21 protein-coding genes and 1 other annotated feature are annotated in these 19,641 nt (G+C 31.9%); of the genes, 7 read left to right on the forward strand and 14 right to left on the reverse strand.

Going from position 1 to position 19,641, the window contains the following annotated elements; all coding sequences use genetic code 11:
* Positions 1-50: 50 nt before the first annotated feature.
* The 11 genes from rlmH to BR66_RS0105330 all read right to left on the reverse strand — a co-directional run bounded on the left by rlmH (position 51) and on the right by BR66_RS0105330 (position 9,479).
* Entirely contained in the window at positions 51-530 is a 480-nt protein-coding gene (gene rlmH, locus BR66_RS0105280; protein ID WP_026881982.1) for a 23S rRNA (pseudouridine(1915)-N(3))-methyltransferase RlmH, read from the reverse strand.
* A 13-nt stretch (positions 531-543) separates the two neighbouring features.
* On the reverse strand, positions 544-1,416 hold the full coding sequence (aguB, locus tag BR66_RS0105285; protein ID WP_026881983.1) for an N-carbamoylputrescine amidase: 873 nt from the start codon (positions 1,414-1,416) through the stop codon (positions 544-546).
* The gene (gene aguA, locus BR66_RS0105290) at positions 1,416-2,459 is read right to left on the reverse strand and encodes an agmatine deiminase (protein ID WP_026881984.1); all 1,044 of its coding nucleotides are present in this window, start codon (positions 2,457-2,459) and stop codon (positions 1,416-1,418) included. Before aguA ends, aguB begins: the two co-directional genes overlap by 1 nt.
* 102 nt (positions 2,460-2,561) lie before the next feature.
* On the reverse strand, positions 2,562-3,188 hold the full coding sequence (locus BR66_RS24720; RefSeq protein ID WP_026881985.1) for a TetR family transcriptional regulator: 627 nt from the start codon (positions 3,186-3,188) through the stop codon (positions 2,562-2,564).
* On the reverse strand, positions 3,151-4,350 hold the full coding sequence (locus tag BR66_RS23165; protein ID WP_051624111.1) for a pyridoxal phosphate-dependent aminotransferase: 1,200 nt from the start codon (positions 4,348-4,350) through the stop codon (positions 3,151-3,153). Before BR66_RS23165 ends, BR66_RS24720 begins: the two co-directional genes overlap by 38 nt.
* An 83-nt stretch (positions 4,351-4,433) precedes the next feature.
* Complete coding sequence (locus BR66_RS0105305; protein ID WP_026881986.1) at positions 4,434-5,114, reverse strand: methionine ABC transporter permease; 681 nt, start codon at positions 5,112-5,114, stop codon at positions 4,434-4,436.
* Positions 5,107-6,141, reverse strand: coding sequence for a methionine ABC transporter ATP-binding protein (locus BR66_RS0105310; protein ID WP_026881987.1), 1,035 nt, complete (start codon positions 6,139-6,141; stop codon positions 5,107-5,109). The genes BR66_RS0105305 and BR66_RS0105310 overlap by 8 nt, the downstream gene beginning before the upstream one ends.
* 123 nt (positions 6,142-6,264) lie before the next feature.
* Positions 6,265-6,765: an SEC-C metal-binding domain-containing protein gene (locus BR66_RS0105315; RefSeq protein WP_026881988.1), complete on the reverse strand. Its 501-nt coding sequence runs from the start codon at positions 6,763-6,765 to the stop codon at positions 6,265-6,267.
* A gap of 22 nt (positions 6,766-6,787) precedes the next feature.
* Positions 6,788-7,354 (reverse strand): GerMN domain-containing protein, encoded by a 567-nt coding sequence (locus BR66_RS0105320; protein ID WP_026881989.1) that lies wholly within the window; start codon positions 7,352-7,354, stop codon positions 6,788-6,790.
* Between the two features lie 24 nt (positions 7,355-7,378).
* Positions 7,379-8,164 carry an MBL fold metallo-hydrolase gene (locus BR66_RS0105325; RefSeq protein ID WP_026881990.1) on the reverse strand — a complete coding sequence of 262 codons (786 nt, stop codon included), beginning with the start codon at positions 8,162-8,164 and terminating at the stop codon, positions 7,379-7,381.
* 55 nt (positions 8,165-8,219) lie between these two features.
* Entirely contained in the window at positions 8,220-9,479 is a 1,260-nt protein-coding gene (locus tag BR66_RS0105330) for a UDP-N-acetylglucosamine 1-carboxyvinyltransferase (RefSeq protein ID WP_026881991.1), read from the reverse strand.
* Between the two features lie 361 nt (positions 9,480-9,840).
* Between BR66_RS0105330 and BR66_RS0105335 the strand changes: the two genes are divergently transcribed.
* The 6 genes from BR66_RS0105335 to BR66_RS0105360 all read left to right on the forward strand — a co-directional run bounded on the left by BR66_RS0105335 (position 9,841) and on the right by BR66_RS0105360 (position 15,633).
* Positions 9,841-10,389: a 2'-5' RNA ligase family protein gene (locus BR66_RS0105335; protein WP_026881992.1), complete on the forward strand. Its 549-nt coding sequence runs from the start codon at positions 9,841-9,843 to the stop codon at positions 10,387-10,389.
* A gap of 93 nt (positions 10,390-10,482) precedes the next feature.
* Positions 10,483-10,676 (forward strand) — a binding site (T-box leader).
* A gap of 53 nt (positions 10,677-10,729) precedes the next feature.
* Entirely contained in the window at positions 10,730-11,644 is a 915-nt protein-coding gene (locus BR66_RS0105340; protein WP_026881993.1) for a branched-chain amino acid transaminase, read from the forward strand.
* Positions 11,645-11,675: 31 nt separating this feature from the next.
* Entirely contained in the window at positions 11,676-12,971 is a 1,296-nt protein-coding gene (locus BR66_RS0105345; protein WP_026881994.1) for a lactate racemase domain-containing protein, read from the forward strand.
* Between the two features lie 253 nt (positions 12,972-13,224).
* Positions 13,225-13,710: a dUTP diphosphatase gene (locus BR66_RS0105350; protein ID WP_026881995.1), complete on the forward strand. Its 486-nt coding sequence runs from the start codon at positions 13,225-13,227 to the stop codon at positions 13,708-13,710.
* Between the two features lie 199 nt (positions 13,711-13,909).
* A complete protein-coding gene (locus tag BR66_RS0105355) occupies positions 13,910-14,341 on the forward strand; it encodes a DMT family transporter (RefSeq protein WP_026881996.1) in 432 nt (143 codons plus the stop codon).
* Between the two features lie 89 nt (positions 14,342-14,430).
* Complete coding sequence (locus tag BR66_RS0105360) at positions 14,431-15,633, forward strand: S8 family serine peptidase (protein ID WP_026881997.1); 1,203 nt, start codon at positions 14,431-14,433, stop codon at positions 15,631-15,633.
* Here BR66_RS0105360 and BR66_RS25575 read toward each other — a convergent pair.
* The 3 genes from BR66_RS25575 to BR66_RS0105375 are packed head-to-tail and all read right to left on the reverse strand — an operon-like array spanning position 15,630 to position 18,921.
* Entirely contained in the window at positions 15,630-16,544 is a 915-nt protein-coding gene (locus tag BR66_RS25575; RefSeq protein ID WP_026881998.1) for a ribonuclease Z, read from the reverse strand. The two genes, BR66_RS0105360 and BR66_RS25575, sit on opposite strands and share 4 nt — an antisense overlap.
* A 6-nt stretch (positions 16,545-16,550) precedes the next feature.
* Positions 16,551-18,200 carry a putative ABC exporter domain-containing protein gene (locus BR66_RS25580; protein WP_026881999.1) on the reverse strand — a complete coding sequence of 550 codons (1,650 nt, stop codon included), beginning with the start codon at positions 18,198-18,200 and terminating at the stop codon, positions 16,551-16,553.
* Complete coding sequence (locus tag BR66_RS0105375; RefSeq protein ID WP_035795521.1) at positions 18,190-18,921, reverse strand: ABC transporter ATP-binding protein; 732 nt, start codon at positions 18,919-18,921, stop codon at positions 18,190-18,192. The genes BR66_RS25580 and BR66_RS0105375 overlap by 11 nt, the downstream gene beginning before the upstream one ends.
* Positions 18,922-19,121: 200 nt before the next feature.
* Here BR66_RS0105375 and BR66_RS0105380 point away from each other — a divergent pair, with 200 nt between their 5' ends.
* Positions 19,122-19,631 carry a ferritin gene (locus BR66_RS0105380; RefSeq protein WP_026882001.1) on the forward strand — a complete coding sequence of 170 codons (510 nt, stop codon included), beginning with the start codon at positions 19,122-19,124 and terminating at the stop codon, positions 19,629-19,631.
* Positions 19,632-19,641 lie beyond the last annotated feature (10 nt).

The raw sequence follows: 19,641 nt of genomic DNA on the forward strand, positions 1-19,641 counted from the left end.
GAGAACTACCTTATTAAATGAAACTACTAATCTAATATAAAAAGCCTCCTTTACTTATGGTACGGTTCACCCTTCATAATCCTATAACCTCTGTATATTTGTTCTAATAAAACAACTCGAATGAGCTGATGTGGAAAAGTCATTTTTGAAAAACATACTGTATAGTTGGCTCGATTTAAAACTGAAGTTGACAATCCTAGGGAACCCCCTATTATAAATGCGGTATTGCTGTCGCCTCGTACTTCAAGGTCCTTGATAAAGCCTGAAAGTTCCTCAGAAGATAACATCTTACCTTTTAAGTCTAAAGCTACCACATACATATTATCCTTTAGGTAGCGTAGTATTCCTTCCCCCTCTTTATCTTTAATTATTTGTTCGTCTTTTAATGATGCGTTATCTGGAGTTTTTTCATCTTGAACTTCTATTATATTGAGTTTACAATATCTAGTTAGTCTTTTTGAGTATTCAGCTATTGCATCTTTAAAAAATTTTTCTTTTATTTTTCCTACTGTGACTAATGTTATATTCAAATTATTTCTCCTTTTATTTCTGTTCTCCGTCATAGGTTAATATGGTTTTATACATATCTGGTCTTCTATCTCTAAATATTCCCCAAGAAGATCTTATGGTTTCGATTTTATCCAAATCCAGCTCATGAATTAAAACAGTTTCTTCTTCCCTAGTTGCTTCTTCTACTTTTTTACCAGTACAATCAGTTATAAATGAAGAACCGTAAAAAGTTAAACTTGAATCATCTATTGTTTCTTTTCCAGTCCTATTAGCTGCAACTACAGGAATCATATTTGCTGCTGAATGTCCTTGCATACACCTTTGCCAATGATCCCTTGAATCTATTGTGCTGTCTTGTGGTTCCGATCCTATGGCTGTGGGATAAAATATTATTTCAGCACCCATTAGAGCTAAACATCTTGCAGTTTCAGGATACCATTGATCCCAACATATACCTATTCCTATTTTAGCATACTTTGTGTTCCATACCTTAAACCCTGTGTCACCAGGGTTAAAATAATATTTTTCCTCATACCCAGTTCCATCTGGAATATGTGTTTTTCTATATACTCCAAGTATAGTTCCATCTGCATTAATTACTGCAACTGAATTATATTTGGCCTTATTTTTTTTCTCAAAAAAGCTTATTGGCAATACTATTTGAAGTTCTTTGGCTAATATTTTAAAGTGATTTATAGCCTTATTTTCCTCTAGAGTAGTAGCATAACTAAAAAACTCTGGTTTTTGCTTCTGACAAAAGTATAGGGTTTCAAATAGTTCTTGAATAAGAATAATTTGTGCTCCCTTTTCCGCTGCTTCTCTCACAAAACCTTCAGCCTTTTTTATGTTATCATCTAAATTTTTTGTGCAACTCATTTGGATTGCGGCTACCTTAACTTTTCTCATCATAGCTTTGTTCCTCCGCAGATTTTTCCTAAAGGCATTTGCTGAGTTATGCAATGAACATTTCCCCCACCTTTAATTATTGGTATACCGTCCACTGGTACTATTTTTCTATCTGGATACAATTTTTGTAGTACCCCTATAGCTTCATTATCAGTCTCTTTAGCGTCTTTTCCAAACACAGGAACAATAATGCCACCATCAACTGGGTAATAATTCAAATAGCTAAGTACAAGCCTTCTTCCCTTAAAAAATCTGACCGGTGGCTGTTGAATTTCTATAATCTGAAGTTTTCTTCCCTTAGCGTCATTACTGTCCTTTAATATATTTATATTATCTAATGTTCTTGCATAATTAGGATCATTTTTATCCCCGCATACTTGAGTAACTATAACTCCCGGCCTTGCAAAACACGCTACATTATCTACATGTCCATCCGTTTCATCTCCATAAAGTCCAGTTTTTAACCATATAATTTTTTGTATACCTAAATAATTTTTAAGCACCTCTGTTATTTCCTTCTTGCCTAGCTCTGGATTTCTGTTTTTGTTTAATAAACATTCCTCCGTTGTAACTAATGTGCCCTCTCCATCCACATGGATTGAACCACCTTCTAAAACAATAGGAGCATTAAAACTTTTTATATTAAAAACATCTAAAACCTTTTTTGCCATTTCATCATCTTTATCATAAGGATGATACTTATTTCCCCATGCATTAAAAATCCAATTTATGCCGGCTAATTCATTGTCTTTATTTATTAAAAAAGTTGGACCATTATCTCTCATCCACGAATCATCATGTTCCATTGATAATATTTTTACCCTTTCTCGGCACATGTCATTTACTTCCTTAACTAAACCTTCTTTTGCTATGATAACAACCTCTTCAAACTGAGAGATTGCCATTGCAATTTTAGCATAACCTATTTTTGCATCCATAATTCCATCTGGCCACAAGCTTTCACGTGTCGGCCATTCCATAAAAGTTCTTCCTCTTTTTTCCCATTCCCCTGGCATTCTGAATCCCAATTCTATTGGTAACATACTTCTACCCCCAATTCATTAACTATTTTTATTATATCAGCAATATTTATTATTTCAATACTAAACATTCATGAATGTATGTAAACTTACAATAAACTCTTTTTATCTTTTAATTATCGAACTTATAAAAAAATCAATTAACTGCTTATACTTTTGTCTAAGAGGATATATTTCATTGTTCATAAGCCACGTATCTTCAATACCATTTAAAAAACTTAGTATGGCCATTACTATAACGCTTTCATCAACATCTGATCTTATTTTTCCCCCAGCTACTCCTCTTTCTACAAGCCTTGTAATTTCTGTTTTTATTAAGATATCCATCTCTTGCTGTACTTCAAGTACTATGCTCAGTTCTGTTTTTACTTCAGTCTTATATCTTATTATTTCTAAAAAATTTCTCACATCTTTATCTTTTATAATAATATAAAGATAATTATACATGTATTCAATAAGTTCTTGGAGAGGATCCTCCCCGTGAGTAATTGATGATAATAATGCCTCATATATATTATTATAAAAATATTCTTTTAGGAGCTTTGTATAAAGCTCCTGCTTATTTTCAAAATTCCAGTATATTGCCCCTCTTGAAACACCCGCTCCACCAGCAATGTCTTCAAGACTAGTTTTAGAATATCCTTTTTCTCCAAATATCTTTAAAGCAGAAATGAAAATTAACTTTTTTGTCTCTTCAGCTTTCGCCTTTGTCCTCTTTATTATAAACACCACCTTTAGGCATCTTTTCTCTAAGGGTACCAAGCCTTTTTATTGCTTCAATAAGTGTATCATCTTTTTTAGCAAAATGAAATCTTATGAAATTATTTATATCTTCTCTAAAAAAGCTTGAACCAGGAACTGCTGCTACACCAACTTCTTTTGCCAGCCACTCACAAAATTCTGTATCACTACCATTTGTAAATTCTGAAATATCTACCATTACATAATATGCTCCTTGAGGTTTTGTATATTTAAGCCCTGCGTCATCAAGTCCCTTAAGAAATAAATCTCGTTTTCTAGTATATAATTCCCTAAGTTCTTCATAATAGGAATCTGGCAGAGCAAGTCCTGGAAGTACTGCTGCCTGAAGTGGTGCCGCTGCACCAACTGTTAAAAAGTCATGTACCTTTTTAGCATTATCTATTATATTTTCAGGTGCAATAATGTATCCAAGTCTCCATCCAGTTATAGCATAAGTTTTTGATAATGAGCTACAAGAAATTGTCCTTTCAAACATTCCTGGAAGCGATGCCATGTATATATGCTCAAAGGGCTTCATTACTATGTGCTCATAAACTTCATCTGTAATTACAAAAGTGTCATACTCCTTAGCTAAATCAGCTATAAACAAAAGCTCGTCTTTGGAAAATACCTTTCCCGTTGGATTTGAAGGATTACATAATATAAGTGCCTTTGGTTTTTGCTTAAAGGCATTAATTAGTTCCTGTTTATCAAACTCAAAGCTTGGTGGTTTTAAAGGAACATATATAGGTTCTGCTCCTGAAAGAATGGCATCTGCACCATAATTTTCATAAAAAGGTGAAAATACTATTACCTTATCCTTAGGATTACAAACCGTCATCATTGCTACCATCATAGCCTCAGTACTTCCGCATGTGACAACTATCTCTTTGTCTGGATCTATAGAAATTCCCATGAATTTTTTCTGTTTTTTTACAAGGGCTTCCCTTAACTTTTCAGAACCCCAAGTTATTTCATATTGATGAGGTCCTGAATCTGCTATTTTTTTTAATTCTTCCGTAATTTCCTTTGGTGGATCAAAATCAGGAAATCCTTGGGATAAATTTATAGCACCATATTTGTTTGCTATTCTAGTCATTTTTCTAATTACTGATTCTGTAAAACCACTTAATCTACTACTTATTTGTGGCATAATTATCATTTCCTTTCTTATTATATTTTAGGTATATAAAAAAATAACAAGTTGGCATTCTAGTCTATTGTGTTTTTTATAATTTAATGACTTAGCCTTTTCATGAAAAATTCTCCAATGAATTGGACTAGATTGACAATTATAAGAAGAATTATTATTGTAACAACCATAATGTCTGTTTTGAAATATTGATAACCATAACGGATTGCAAAATCTCCAAGTCCGCCTCCACCAACAGTACCTGCTATAGCTGAATATCCTATTAGATTTATTACTGCAATTGTAAGTGCATAAATAACTCCAGGAAGTCCTTCTGCAATAAGTACTCTAAATATAATTTCAAGTGGGCTAGATCCCATAGATTTTGCCGCTTCTATAACTCCACTATCAACCTCAAGAAGTGTTGATTCAATCTGTCTTGCAATAAAGGGCGCTACCGCAAAAGTCAATGGAACTATTGCTCCAATTGTTCCAATGGTAGTTCCAACAATAGCTCTGGTGACAGGGCTAATTGCAGTAAGAAGTATTACAAATGGTATTGCTCTTAAAATATTAACTACGCTGCCAAGTACAGTGTAAAAGGGTTTATTTTCAAGGAGTCCACCCTTTCTTGTTACTACTAATGCTATTCCAGCTGGTATACCTATAATGGCTCCTATAATTCCAGATACTCCAACCATATAAAGTGTATCAATTAAGGCTTGCACCAATTGATCATAGTATGCAAACACATTAGGCATCAATTGATTTAGAAAACTAAGCATTTTCAATCACCTCCACGTTGATATTGCTTTTCTTTAGAAATTCTACAGCATCATTTATACTCTTCTCTTCACCATTTAATCTTACAATTAAATTACCAAAAGAAACCCCTTGTATAAATTCAATATTCCCAAATAAAATATTAGCTAGCACTCCATATTTAATTGATATTTTTGATATAAAAGCCTGGGTTGTATTTTCACCAATATAGGATATCTTAATAGTAAGCTGTGAGCCATCTTTTATTTTATTGAATTGCTCAGACTCCAAAACATCATTAATTTTATCAGAATGCATAGTGCTGGATATAAATTCTTTTGTTATATTTGCCTTAGGGCTGGAGAAAATATCAATAGTGCTTCCGACTTCTACAATCTCACCACTTTCCATTACTGCAACTCTATTGCATATATCCTTTATTACTTCCATTTGGTGAGTTATTATAACTATAGTAAGGTTAAGTTTTTTATTTATATCCTTTAAAAGATTTAATATTGCGCTGGTATTTTGTGGATCTAAGGCTGAAGTTGCTTCATCACATAGAAGAACTTCTGGATCATTTGCTAGTGCCCTGGCTATGCCCACTCTCTGCTTTTGACCTCCACTTAGCTGTGATGGATATACATAAGCTTTTTCCTTGATCCCCACTATATCCAAAAGTTTTGAAACCTTATCCTTTATCTCATCTTTTGAAAATCCTTTCCCCTTCAGTGGATATGCCACATTACTAAATACATTTCTACTATTCATAAGATTAAAATGCTGAAATATCATCCCAATCTTTTGCCTGCTTTTCCTTAAATCCTTTGTAGCTAATGTATTTAAATCAATATCATTAACAATTACTTTTCCACTATCAGGTTTTTCCAATAAATTAATACATCTTACCAATGTGCTTTTCCCAGCACCACTGTATCCAATTATTCCGAACACATCTCCACTTTCAATTTTAAGGTTTATGTCCTTCAAAGCATTCACAGTTGTTTTCTTGGTTTTGTATGTTTTATTTATATTTTCTAATGTAATCATAGTATCCCTCCTCTTATATTCCGGAAATTATGCTTAAAATAAAATGTACTTAGTACACTTTAGCCTTTATAAAACAAAAAACCCTTTAGTTAATAGGGTTTTTTGTTTTATTGTCTTATCGTCTTAGTTTTTACCACAGCAATGCTTATATTTTTTACCGCTACCACAAGGACAAGGATCATTCCTACCTGTCTTAACTTTGTTTATAACAGTTTTAGAATTTTTCCATTCATTATGTATTTCTCTTCTTTTTTCCTTTGAGAAAATTCCTTCCCATTGTGGCAGTTCATATAAATAATCGGCCTTGGCATCAAGCATGTTGAAATATAATTTTTCAAGGTTAACTTTTAACTCGATTTCATCATCCTTAGTAACATTTTCTAAATCCATGACTTCTACTAAACTCTCATTTATTCCATCTAGGAAACCCATAAAAAATACTACTGTAGTATCATACTCTACTGCCAAATCTTCAATTTTTCCCTTTACGTTACTTTTGTGATTACCTAAAAGTTTAGTGTATATTCTTTTTTCTATAGCACCGTACTCTTCCCAAAAAGCAGCTTCGCCTTTATTTTTAACGTAATCTACTACCATATCGGTCCAATCTTTATATAAGCTCATTTTCTTCTCCTTTAAATACCAATTATTTATTTATTTTTTTAAGTATGCTATTTATGTCTAATGGCTTAGATATGTCATAATTCCCACCCAAGGTTTCTACATCTTTATTCTCTACCTGGATTTTAACTTTTATTATGTAAGATAACTGAGTCAGTGATGTTACAATGCTCTCTAGAGTAGCCTGCTCTTTCACCGGCGTCATAGATACCTGCGCTTCTTTACTGAAATTTACATAAGCAATACTATTGTTAATTGAAAAACTAAGTAATCTTGTATTTTGTGGTAATATTGGCTTGTAACCACTTTGCTGCGATGGTCCCTTAATAAGCTCACTTACAATTAGTTCCCCAATCAATTCTTGTTTTTGAATTAATCTTTCGTCTTTACCTATTTTAGCATTATTTTCATCTTGAGACGCATCAAAATACAAGTCCAAATCAATTGCTTGACCTTTTTCCTTGTATAATTTCACATTATCAACTTGAGCATCGGAACTACTTTTTAAAGAATCGCTACCTTTACAGGAACCTAACATCATACTAGAACACACAATCAAAATAACAATACAAGAAATTTTAGTTTTTTTCATAAGATCTATCCCCTTATAAAAAGGCTAAATATCAAGATATACACTTGGCATATCTCTCTTTGCCATAGTTACCACTATATCTTTTTCCGTGCTTATTCCATTTTCATTTAGCACATTTACTACTGTTTTAAGTGCCAAATCCGGGTAATTATTTGTTTTACTTAAATGGCCCAATGCAATTATTTTCTTTTTACCACCCATTATTTCCACAATTGCTTTTCCACAATCTTCATTTGATAGATGACCAACATCACTAAGTATTCTTCGCTTTAAATTATAAGGATATGGACCAAATTTCAGCATTTCCACATCATGATTGCTTTCTAATAGTATTACATCCGCATCCATTAATGCCGCTTTAACTTCTTCTGAAAAATAACCTAAATCTGTAGCTACACATACTTTTTTATTTTTACATACTACAGAATAACCTGCTGGCATTACTGCATCATGAGATATTCTATATCCAGTCACTTCTAAATCTCTTATGCTAACGGTCTTTTCATCAATGATTTTTATATTATGTTCTTTTATTTGTCCAATGCTTGCTAGCATACTATTCCATGTAGGTTCATTGGCATAGATTGGTATGTCGTATTTTCTCGAAAGAACACCAACCCCTTTAACATGGTCTATGTGTTCATGGGTTACAAATATTCCGTCAATTTCTTTTGGATTTTCTCCAATTTCAGACAATGCACTCTCAATATGCTTCCCTGGCAGTCCAGCATCAACAAGTATTTTTGAATTTTCAGATGCTATAAATATACTATTTCCACTACTTCCACTATACAGTGAACAAAATTTCATACTTATCTCCTCTACCCTATGAGTTTAGGTATCTAGCATACTGACTAGTTATTTTTTACTCAGCTATCTCTCTTCTTATATCTGCCCCGAGAGCTCTAAATTTATTCTCGATATGAGGGTATCCTCTATCAATATGTTCAATGGAAGAAACCTCAGTTGTTCCCTCTGCTAAAAGTCCTGCAATTACCATGCCAGCTCCTGCTCTTAAATCCGTAGCTTTTACTATAGCTCCTGTTAGCTTAGAAACCCCATCAATTATTGCAACTCTTCCTTCAACCTTTACACATGCTCCCATTTTTTTGAGTTCATCCACATGTTTAAATCTACTTTCCCATATACTTTCATTTATTATGCTTCTTCCTTCAGCTACACATAATACAGTGCTCATTGGTTGCTGAACATCTGTTGGAAATCCTGGGTATGGAAGAGTTTTTATATTTACACCTTTTAATTTTCCGTTTGATTTCACTGTTACTGAGTCGTCTTGTTCTGTAACAACTGCGCCCATCTCTATTAATTTTGCAGATATTGATTCTAAATGTTTAGGTATAACATTGTTAACTGTAACCTCTCCGCCGCAAGCTGCTGCTGCTATCATAAATGTACCAGCTTCAATTTGATCTGGAATTACACTATAACTACATCCTGTAAGTTTTTCCACTCCTGTTATCCTTATAACATCTGTACCTGCACCTTTTACATTGGCACCCATTGTATTTAAAAAATTAGCAACATCCACTATATGTGGTTCCTTGGCCGCATTTTCAAGTACTGTTGTTCCTTCTGCCAGTGTTGCTGCAAGCATAACATTTATTGTGGCACCTACACTTACAACATCAAAATATATATTTGTGCCAATAAGTCTGTCAGCTTCTACAATAATTACTCCATGTTCTATTTTCACCCTAGCTCCTAATGCTTCAAACCCTTTAATATGTTGATCAATAGGCCTAACACCAATAGGACAGCCTCCAGGAAGATCCACTCTTGCCGTTTTGAATCGTCCTAGCAAAGCTCCAATCAAATAGTATGAAGCTCTCATATTCCTCACATCATCAGTATTAGCAGTAAAACTTACTAGATTAGTACTATCAATAGTAATAGTGTCATTAACTCTAGTAATTTTACAACCAAGACTCTCCATAATTCTTTCTTCGCACTGGATATCTTCTATTTCAGGTATATTATCAATAACACATATATTTTCACTTGCCATAATTGCAGCAGGCAAAATTGCCACTGCAGCGTTCTTTGCTCCGCCTATATCAACACTTCCATAAAGTTCTTTACCACCATTTATAACTAACTTGTCCATCCGCATATCCATCCTCACTATATTTATATATAAATTTCACATAATTTCGATTTTAACCAACTACAAATTTTACTGCAAGGTAACACTGTATTTATTTTTTAAAATAACTACGAGTTATATTATAACATAATTATAATTTTTTTTATATTAAATTTGAAATATAGTGCTTATTTTATGCCATTTCACCATGTTATTTATACTCTATGTAAAAGTGTTTCACTTTACCCCCTCAAAGTTTCCATTTTATTAGGTATATCATAACATTTCATCCAATTATCTTGAATAATAACTTTGTTTATGTGTTATAATTGTTCTGTGATATACGATTTATATCTTCAAATTATTGGTATGGAGGATTATGATGAAATATTATTTGGTAGCATTATTTGATAAAGATTCTTATTCATTTGTTGAAAACATACAAAAAGATATTTGCAAAAAATATAAATTATACAAAAGGTTACCCGTGCTCCATATAACACTGGAGGTTATAGATGATCCTAACTTGGATGAACTTGACAAAATAATACTTGAATTAATTAAACCCTATAAAAAATTTAAAGTTGATATTAATGGAGTCATATGTTTTGAACCTCCATATAAATCAGTAAATTTAAAAGTTGAAAATAAAGGCTACATAATAAAGATTGCGAAAAAATTTAATGATAAACTTAAATCACTAAATTATAATGTTAGACAAAATATTGATAACTGGGATTTACATGTTTCTTTAGCAAATACAAATTATGCAAGTAGAAAATGGTCCGCTGAAGAATACAGAATAGCCTGCGAAACTACAAAATCCTTAGATCCTCAAAAAATGGCTAGAATTGATAGAATTGAACTTTGGAAACCAGTTAATAATAAAAAAACTATGACAGTTAAAAGTTATTCTCTAAAAGAATACTAATCTTTTAATTTAGGAATCAAACTGCAATTTTAACTTTATTTGTATTGACATGAGTTTTTATAAATAGTATATTAAACAGTAAGTTAAATATTTATATAAACCATGATAGGGAAAAGTAAGTGTTTTTAAGTTTCACAGAGAGTAGGTTACTGCTGAAAACCTATATCCTAAAATTACTGAATATCACCCTTGAGTTGCAAGCTGAATTTTAGTAGGCCTTGCCGGTAATCCGTTAAAGTTTCGAGTACACAATTTGGGTGGTACCGCGAACAGACTTCGCCCCAAGCATGGGCGAGGTCTGTTCTTTTTATATAAAATTATATTACAGGGGGCTTTTTCAATGAATAATTCTTATGTAGTTTACAATGACAAAATCGTTCCAGAAAGTGAGGTAAGTATAAGTATCAGAAGCAAGGCTTTTAATTATGGTCTAGGATGTTTTGAAGGTATTAGGGCTTATTACAATAAAAGTGAAGATCAACTTTACGCTTTTAGACTAGACGATCATTACACACGACTTCTACAATCTTGCAAGGCTCTTAATATACAAATACCTTATACAGTTCAGGAATTATCTAAAATCACCTTAGAGCTTTTAAGAAAAAACAACTTCAAAACAACTACTTATATTAGACCTTTAGCTTATAAAGGTGGCGAAGGTATTGGACCAACACTTGCTGATGATGACAATAGACTAGTAATTTACTGTCAGCCCTTAGAAAGTTATACTGGCAAAACAGAACTTAAAGTTGCCATAACTTCTTGGCAAAGACTTGAAGATAATATGCTTCCTCCAAGAACTAAAGCTACTGCAGCATACCTTAATTCAGCACTGGCTTCTCTTGAAGTTACTAGTAAAGGTTATGACGAAGCAATTTTCTTAACTAATAACGGTCATGTATGTGAAGGTCCTGGTGAAAATCTATTCATTGTTAAAAAAGGTAAACTAATAACACCACCACCAAGTGACAACATATTAGAAGGCATAACGCGAGAAACAGTTATTGAACTTGCAAGAGAAGAATTGGGAATTGAAGTAGTTGAACGAAGTATATCAAGAACTGAACTATATGCTTCTGATGAAGTATTTTTTAGTGGAACCGCTATGGAAGTTACTCCTGTTATTGAAGTTGATGACAGAATAATTGGTGATGGGACTAAAGGTGAAGTCTCTACTAAAATAAAAGATTTATTCTTTGATATAACCACAAATAACAATCCTAAATACTCTAAATATTGTACTCCAGTATATTAATTTCCATTATAAAAAATCTAAGGGGGTACAAATGAGAAAAGAGAAATTTAAATTTGGTGATTCTAGTTTTGAAATTTCTGTAGATGAAGCTAACTTGCTAGATACAATTGTTAGTAAAACAATATCCACAGGGAAAACGGAAGATGAAATGATATATGATGCTCTTAATCATCCTATTAATAGCAAAAAGCTTAGGGATATTGTTAAACCTTCTGATAAAATATGTATTGTTATTCCAGACGCCACAAGAGCTTGGCAAAAAACTTACAAGTTTTTACCTAAGGTGGTTGAAGAACTTAAACAAGCTGGTGTTCCTGATAAAAATATAATATTCCTTTCAGCTCTTGGTACTCATAGAAAACAAACCGCTGAGGAGCATGAAAATCTATTAGGTCCTGAGCTTATTAAAAGATTTAAAGTAATAGATCACGATTGTTTTGATAAAGATGATTTGTCATATTTAGGTAAAACTAGTTATGACACTCCTGTATGGGTAAATAAACTTGCTTTAGAATGTGACCACCTTATACTTACCGGGGGAATAATTTATCATTTTCTTGTTGGATGGTCCGGTGGCAAAAAATCCATTTTACCTGGAATTTGCAGCTATGAAACAATTATGGCCAATCATCATCTTTCTTTATGTGAAACAATTGGTAGTGGTTCAAACCCATTAGTTAGATCTGGCAACATCATGGGCAATCCCATTCATAATGACATGATGGAGGCAGCTGCTCTTGTGAAACCATCATTTATGTTTAACGTGGTTATGACTCCTAGTGGAACCATAGCAGGAGCAGTAGCTGGTGATTACATAGATGCACATACTAAAGGGCGAGACCTCGTTAGAAAAATAGATGGTGTTTCAACAAAAGAAAAAGGAGATCTTATAGTCGGTTCTGCTGGTGGATATCCTAAAGATATTAATTTATATCAATCCATAAAATCCATAATTAATATGAGGGAAGCAGCCAATGATAATGCTACTTTAATTTTAGTATCACAATGCAGAGAAGGACTTGGTGGTAATTCTGAAGTCCAAGATATTATATTAAATTATGATTCACTTTTAGATAGAGAAAAAAACTTACGAAAAGATTATAGCATCTCAAAATTTGTTGGATACTACTTTTGTGAATCTGGATTTAAATATGATTTAATACTAGTCTCAGACCTAGATCCATCACTTGTAAAAAAAGCTGGAATAACTGTAGTTAAAACCCTTGACCAAGCGCTCCAGTTAACATACAAAAAAAGAGGTACTAACTTAAGAACCATACTTATGCCTCAAGCTGCAAATACTTTACCTATTATATCTAAGAATTAACTATTTAGAAAATAATTTAACTTGCTTTATGTAAAATAGCATATATTGAAATTTTAACTTTCAATATATGTTATTTTTTTGCTATTATGTAGGTTTATTTTCCTTTATATGAATTTTATTCAAATTTATTTCACTAAAATATTAATATTTCGAAGAAAATTTTCATGTAATCGTTTTAGAGAACTTTTATTATTGTTAACTTTAATATAAAATATATATAATATACTAATGTAAAAGAAAGGCGGCTTTATTAATGGATTTGAAAAAGCTATTCGATTTGCAACGAGAATTAGATAGTAGAATATCAAAAGAACACCATTTACAAAATGATATGTTATTTTCAGAAAAAGCCCTTGCACTTCAAGTGGAATTTGGATCACTTGCAAATGAAACTCGGTGTTTTAAATATTGGTGTAACCAGAAATCATCCCCTCAAACCATTATTTTGGAGGAATATGTTGATTGCCTCTATTTTATACTAAGTGTTGGAATAGATAAGGACTTTGAGAACATTGAGCCTGTCCTATCCTGCTCTGTAAATAAAATTACGGAACAGTTTTTGGATTTATTTATTGATATCAATGATTTTTTAATTTGCTCATCCATAGATCACTACATAACTCTTTTCGAGGACTTCCTGAGTTTAGGTATTAATTTAGGTTTTACTGAAAATGATATAGAAAAAGCTTATTTAGATAAAAATTATGTAAATGCAGAAAGTAAAGCTACCGCTTATTAATTTACAATAATTAAAATTTTATGTATAACTTAATTTAATATTTTTTGAATTTTTGCATAAGATCAATTGAATCTTATGCTTTTTAATTTAAATAGCTTAAACGAAATAAAAATTCAAAGATGTCCATTCTATTTTTTTCATAATACCCACTCAATAATTTCATCCTTTTTGGTTATACTAACCCTAGGATGGTGATTTTATGATTGGTGTTATACTTTCAATATTATCTGGTTTATGTATGAGCCTTCAGGGTGTATTCAATTCAAGACTCAGTGAAAAGATAGGTCTTTTGGAAACTAATGTTTTTGTTCAAGGAACTGCCTTTTTATTGAGCACCATAATTTTAATAATTGCAGGAAAACATAATTTTAAAAATATAAAAGGTGTAAATAAAATATATCTGCTTGGTGGAGTTTTAGCGGTAATAATAATATATACTGTGATGAAAGGTATATCCTCTCTTGGCACAACCTATGCAATTTCCACAATACTTATTTCCCAACTTATAACTGCGGGAGTTATAGATGCTTTTGGTCTATTTGGAGCTAAAAAAATAAACTTTGGTACAAATGAAATCCTTGGGGTGATAATAATGCTCACCGGAATCGTAATATTTAAATGGAAATCCTAGCCCTAGCCTAAATTACATTTTTAAAATTGTAACCCCACAAATGCTTTAGAATATAATAATAATTGAAAGCTTTTATAAGGAGAAAAACCATGTTCTCAATTAAAAAAAAACTAGACAAAGCTTTAAAATGTGCCATAGACAATGACAGATTCAAAAGTTACAGAGTAATTATTCACTGCAATTCATTATTATCTAATGTGGAACATAAAATAAGAGCAACCAGAGGCGATTTTATATGCAAAATAGAGGACATAAATTGTATTTGTGCAATTATCTCCTCAAGACAAATCTTAAGATTAATTGAAACACCGGAAATTAGTTTTATCACTTTTGATGACTTTGCACATTTATGTTCTAATATAATAGCTACTCCCTCCAAGATAAGCCCTGACTTTGTTAATCCGTCAAAATATACAGGTACTGGAATAGGCATAGGCATAATAGATAGTGGTGTATACCCTCATCCCGATTTATTGGCTCCATCAAAACGAATTATAAAATTTATTGATATTGTAAATAACCTAAACTACCCTTATGACGACAATGGTCAGGGCACCATTATAAATGGATTGATTTCTGGAAATGGTAATAGTTCCAAAGGAAAGCATGCAGGTATTGCACCAAAATCAAACCTTTATAACATAAAAGCCTTTAACTCCATAGGGAAAGCATATATATCTCATGTGTTTTATGCACTTAGCACTTTATTGCGTGAAAGCAATGAGTTTAACATAAAAGTAATATGCTTACCCTTTGAAATATACACTGAAGACGATTTTATTATATCTATGTTTAAAAAATTATTTGAAAAGGCTATTTCTTTAAATATTGCTATTATTGTTCCAAGTGGTAGCAATGGTAACTTTAAAAGTTCAATTAGAGGGTTTGCATCACTAGACAGTTGTATAACTGTTGGTGGTTTAGATACTACTGTGGGAACAATTAAGCCTTATGCTTTTTCATCAACAGGTCCCTGTGGCAAACTTACAAAACCCGACCTTTCTGCAGCTTGTGTTAACATATGCTCATTGAGTTCAGATATAAATTATATTTCTGAAATAAATGGAGTAAAACGTTATCCCACAAAACTTAGCAATTATTATGCTACGTGTACTGGTACCTCTTGTGCTTGCGCTTATATAAGTGGGGTATGTTCACTGCTATTTGAAAAAGACCCTAATCTTCGCTACAAAGATATATTATCCCTATTAAAGGCTTCCTCGGATCTATTAAGCTTTCCAAAGTGGCAGCAAGGAGAGGGGATTTTAGATTTAAATAAATTATTATGTTAATTATCTGAAATATACTTAAACGATTTGCAAAGCCTATCCTCACCAATTATTACATTTTCGAAAATTTCCTGTACATTTTCTATGTGTGTTGCAGGTTCAGTTAAGGAAGGACTAAAATGTGTGAGCCATAGTTCTTTAACTGAGCCAACTTTTGCAAGTTCAGCTGCTTCTCTAAAAATCATATGCCTATTAATCTTAGCCTTTTCAATTTCTTCATCTTCACCGTACATACCTTCGCAAACAAATAAATCTGAATCTTTAATAAAATATATTAATTCATCTATAGGCCTTGTATCTGTAACATAACTAATTTTTATACCCCTTCTTGTTTTTCCTAAAACCATATCTGGAAGAAAGACCTTACCATCTTTATTGACCTCTTCCCCTAATTGTAATTTACTCCAAAGTTCCATGGGTACATTGTTATTATTAGCTTTCATAATGTCAAATTTCCTTTTTCTAATTGCTTCAATACTATATCCTATACATGGAATAGTATGGTCACATGCAATAGTTCTTATTACCATGTCATTGAACGTTATTTCAGAGTTCCCCTCTTCTACCTCTATTAAGTTTAACTTATATGGTAAATTTTGCGCCACTACTAAAAGCCCTTCCATAACATATCCTAGCCCAAGAGGTCCTATTATATTTATTGGATCAGTCCTACCTGAATTTCCTATAGTCAGCAAAAGTCCAGGAAGCCCCATTACATGGTCTGCATGATAATGGGTAAGACAAATAGTATCTATCTTTTTAAATCCTGATCCAAGTATCTTCATTGAAACCTGAGTTCCTTCGCCACAATCGATTAAAATCTTTCTGCCATTAATGCTCACAAGAAGTGAAGTTAGTGTGCGGTTAGGAACCGGCATACTCCCTCCACATCCAAGTAAACAAACATCTATCATTTAATGTCACTCCTTTAATTCCATTTTAGAAAATAGCCAGTCACTTAGAACTATAAGTATAATTATTGTACAAATTGAACCTAAAGCAAAAGCAAGAAAAATAGCATAAGTTTGACTTGAAATAAAAAATCCCGTAATTACAGCAATTATAATTGATGGTATAAACATAAATATTTCTAATAAGTATATAAATATTGAATTTTTACCATCATCATAACTTGGCATTATTAAAGTAAAAACAAGTACTCCCAGTAAAATCACGAAAACCGTAGTGGTAAGAACTATGAATATACTAAACACCTGCACAAATTTCATATTCACTGTAAAAATAAGAATTGGAAAAGTAAGAATTCCACAATAAATTATAGTATTTATAAAAGATATTAAATGAATAGCTAATATCTTATCTCTAGCTTTTCCTGGTAATAAATATAAATATGAACTTCGTCTTTCATTCTTTAAAGGTGAAAGCATTGTTGGTATTATTATCGTTATACCAACAAACATAGATATGTAAATGGTCATTATTGAATTTGCATTACCTTTTCTTATTAAATAAGATATCACTAAAAATGAGATGAACAAAAGTATCTTAAATGGACTGATAAAAACATTTTTGCCTTTCCTCTTTATTATCACCATAGTCTTCCACATAAAAGCCCAAGGCCCCTTGAATTCACCACTAACAACTACATTTATTCGTGTATTTTTTTTCTTTTTATTATTCTCTGTATTTAAACTATCCATACCACCTTTTCTATTTTTAGCTGCTAGTTTTATTTTATGAATATGTTCTGCACTTTGCAAAGCTTCTTCATAATAGTCATCTGCCATAAAAACAGTGAACCCTAAAACAGCAATATTCGTTATTAGTAAAGCCAGTGTCTGAAATCTTGGCATGCTCGTACCTGCAAAAGGATATAACATCATGACTTTAACCCACCCTATTACAGGTATATTTTCAATGGCCCTTCCATTTAACGTCTTCAAAAATCCTTGTAACAAATTATTACTTGTAGCAGTTTTAAATGCTATATAGGCAATAACTACCACAATAGATCCCTTTACAAAATATTTTATTCCATTACCTACTTTAAATTTAATTGATAGAAAATATACTAGGTAACTTATACACTGCAGAAGTATTCCTGTAAGAAAAAATGCAATTATAACAAAAATCATCTTTGAACCATTTGCTGCAAAAGATCTTAAGATAATATACCAATATATAACACATGTAATAATTAATATAAAAATTGTTTTAAATGAATTTCTAAACATAGTAAAAACATATATGGTTCTTGGGCTTATTGGTGATGTAAAAAGATAATTTGCATCTGAAACAGTAAACTGGCTTGGATTGTATTTTTCTACAGAAGAATAGAGTTTTGATAACACAATTATAAGGATAAGTGCCACAATTACCGCCCCTGCAATATCAACTTTAGAACTTATATTATAAACCTTAAAATTCGAACTATTTCTGCTTGTTCTTTGAAATGAAGACCAAAATATAAAAAGGAAAGGAAAAATATACGTTATTATAGATTTTAAAAATGTGAGTGGATTATGGATAGAATCCTTTATTACATTTTTAATCATGATAATTTCTAGCCATATTAGATTTGAAAAATCTTTAATGGGGTTATTTTTCATCTTGAGTCACCTCTAAAAATAAATCTTCTAGTGATGAATTTTCATCTGAATGCGTTCTTTCTCTTAACTCTTCTATTGTTCCTTCTGTGATAATTTTTCCTTTTTTCATAATTATCACTCTATCACAAAAACCTTCTGCTGAATCAAGCATATGGGTACTAACAAGTATGCTCTTTCCTTCTTGTTTAAGACCCTTAAAAGCGTCTTTTAGTTCCCTCATTGCCTTTGGGTCAAGTCCCACTAAAGGTTCATCTACAAGAAACACATCTGGTTTATGAATTAGTGCACAGCAAATTGATACCTTTTGTTTCATTCCTTTTGATAAATCTCTTCCAAGATCATTTCGTTTTTCTAGCAGATCAAACCTTTTTAGGATCTTTTCGGCCTCTTCTTCCCAATCTTTTAGATAATAGGCAAGTGCCATAAATTTAAGATGCTCCCAAACCGTAAGCATTGGATAAATATCTGGGGTCTCAGGAATGTATGCAAGCTTATATTTAGATTCCTGAACCTTATTGCTAAATCCATCAACCAAAACTTCTCCTGAATTTTTCCTTAATAATCCTAGGATACATTTAATAGTTGTAGTTTTTCCAGCTCCATTGGGCCCTATAAGTCCAACAATTTCCCCTTCTTCTAAATGAAAAGACACTCCATCTACAGCTATATTTTTTCTAAACTCTTTCCTTAAATTTATAATTTCTAAAACCTTATTCCCCATTATTTTATGCCCCCTGTTATTTATTAGTGTTGTAATGACATAGTACACAAAATTTTGCCACAAGTCAATATAATTTTACATTTTGCTGAATTTAAAACAATTCTAGCCATTTGAATATACTTTTTGAATATGTTAAAATAGTCAGAATACTAAGAATATTATTTTAGTATGTTAGAATGTAGCTAGAAAGGGTGATTGTAATGATAAGTGATAAATTATTTTCTGCACTAAATGACCAAGTTAACTATGAGTTTTACTCAGCACAAATTTATTTAGCAATGCAAGCCTATTGTGCTTCTGAAGATTTAAACGGCTTTGCAAACTTCTTTAAAGTTCAAGTAGAAGAGGAAAGATTTCATGCTTCAAAATTCTTTGACTACATAATCGATATGAACGGAAAAGTTATAATAACTGGTTTTGAAAATCCCGATACCGATTTTAATTCAATGCTAACAGTATTTAAAAATACCTTAGAACATGAACAAATTGTTACTAAGAGAATCTATAATCTTATGGATATAGCAACAGAAGAAAAAGAACATGCAACTATAAGTTTTTTAAAATGGTTTATTGATGAACAAATCGAAGAAGAAAAAACAGACAATTCAATCATAAAAAAATTACAAAGAATAGGTGAAGACAAAGCGGCTCTTTACATGCTAGATGCTGAACTTATGCTAAGAGTGTTCACACCACCAACACCAGTTTAAATCCTGTGAC

This window comes from Clostridium akagii DSM 12554 (assembly GCF_000686725.1).
GTDB lineage: Bacteria > Bacillota > Clostridia > Clostridiales > Clostridiaceae > Clostridium_I > Clostridium_I akagii.

Excerpts from the sequence above, each read along its gene's own strand:
- BR66_RS0105375 (WP_035795521.1), bottom strand. The coding sequence starts at position 18,921 with ATGGGGAATAAGGTTTTAGAAATTATAAATTTAAGGAAAGAGTTTAGA.
- BR66_RS0105315 (WP_026881988.1), bottom strand. The coding sequence starts at position 6,765 with ATGAGCTTATATAAAGATTGGACCGATATGGTAGTAGATTACGTTAAA.
- BR66_RS0105335 (WP_026881992.1), top strand. The coding sequence starts at position 9,841 with ATGAAATATTATTTGGTAGCATTATTTGATAAAGATTCTTATTCATTT.
- BR66_RS0105350 (WP_026881995.1), top strand. The coding sequence starts at position 13,225 with ATGGATTTGAAAAAGCTATTCGATTTGCAACGAGAATTAGATAGTAGA.
- aguB (WP_026881983.1), bottom strand. The coding sequence starts at position 1,416 with ATGAGAAAAGTTAAGGTAGCCGCAATCCAAATGAGTTGCACAAAAAAT.
- BR66_RS0105320 (WP_026881989.1), bottom strand. The coding sequence starts at position 7,354 with ATGAAAAAAACTAAAATTTCTTGTATTGTTATTTTGATTGTGTGTTCT.
- BR66_RS25580 (WP_026881999.1), bottom strand. The coding sequence starts at position 18,200 with ATGAAAAATAACCCCATTAAAGATTTTTCAAATCTAATATGGCTAGAA.
- BR66_RS0105340 (WP_026881993.1), top strand. The coding sequence starts at position 10,730 with ATGAATAATTCTTATGTAGTTTACAATGACAAAATCGTTCCAGAAAGT.
- BR66_RS0105330 (WP_026881991.1), bottom strand. The coding sequence starts at position 9,479 with ATGGACAAGTTAGTTATAAATGGTGGTAAAGAACTTTATGGAAGTGTT.
- BR66_RS0105305 (WP_026881986.1), bottom strand. The coding sequence starts at position 5,114 with ATGCTTAGTTTTCTAAATCAATTGATGCCTAATGTGTTTGCATACTAT.
- BR66_RS0105345 (WP_026881994.1), top strand. The coding sequence starts at position 11,676 with ATGAGAAAAGAGAAATTTAAATTTGGTGATTCTAGTTTTGAAATTTCT.
- BR66_RS25575 (WP_026881998.1), bottom strand. The coding sequence starts at position 16,544 with ATGATAGATGTTTGTTTACTTGGATGTGGAGGGAGTATGCCGGTTCCT.
- BR66_RS23165 (WP_051624111.1), bottom strand. The coding sequence starts at position 4,350 with ATGCCACAAATAAGTAGTAGATTAAGTGGTTTTACAGAATCAGTAATT.
- BR66_RS0105325 (WP_026881990.1), bottom strand. The coding sequence starts at position 8,164 with ATGAAATTTTGTTCACTGTATAGTGGAAGTAGTGGAAATAGTATATTT.
- BR66_RS0105360 (WP_026881997.1), top strand. The coding sequence starts at position 14,431 with ATGTTCTCAATTAAAAAAAAACTAGACAAAGCTTTAAAATGTGCCATA.
- BR66_RS0105355 (WP_026881996.1), top strand. The coding sequence starts at position 13,910 with ATGATTGGTGTTATACTTTCAATATTATCTGGTTTATGTATGAGCCTT.
- BR66_RS0105380 (WP_026882001.1), top strand. The coding sequence starts at position 19,122 with ATGATAAGTGATAAATTATTTTCTGCACTAAATGACCAAGTTAACTAT.
- aguA (WP_026881984.1), bottom strand. The coding sequence starts at position 2,459 with ATGTTACCAATAGAATTGGGATTCAGAATGCCAGGGGAATGGGAAAAA.
- BR66_RS0105310 (WP_026881987.1), bottom strand. The coding sequence starts at position 6,141 with ATGATTACATTAGAAAATATAAATAAAACATACAAAACCAAGAAAACA.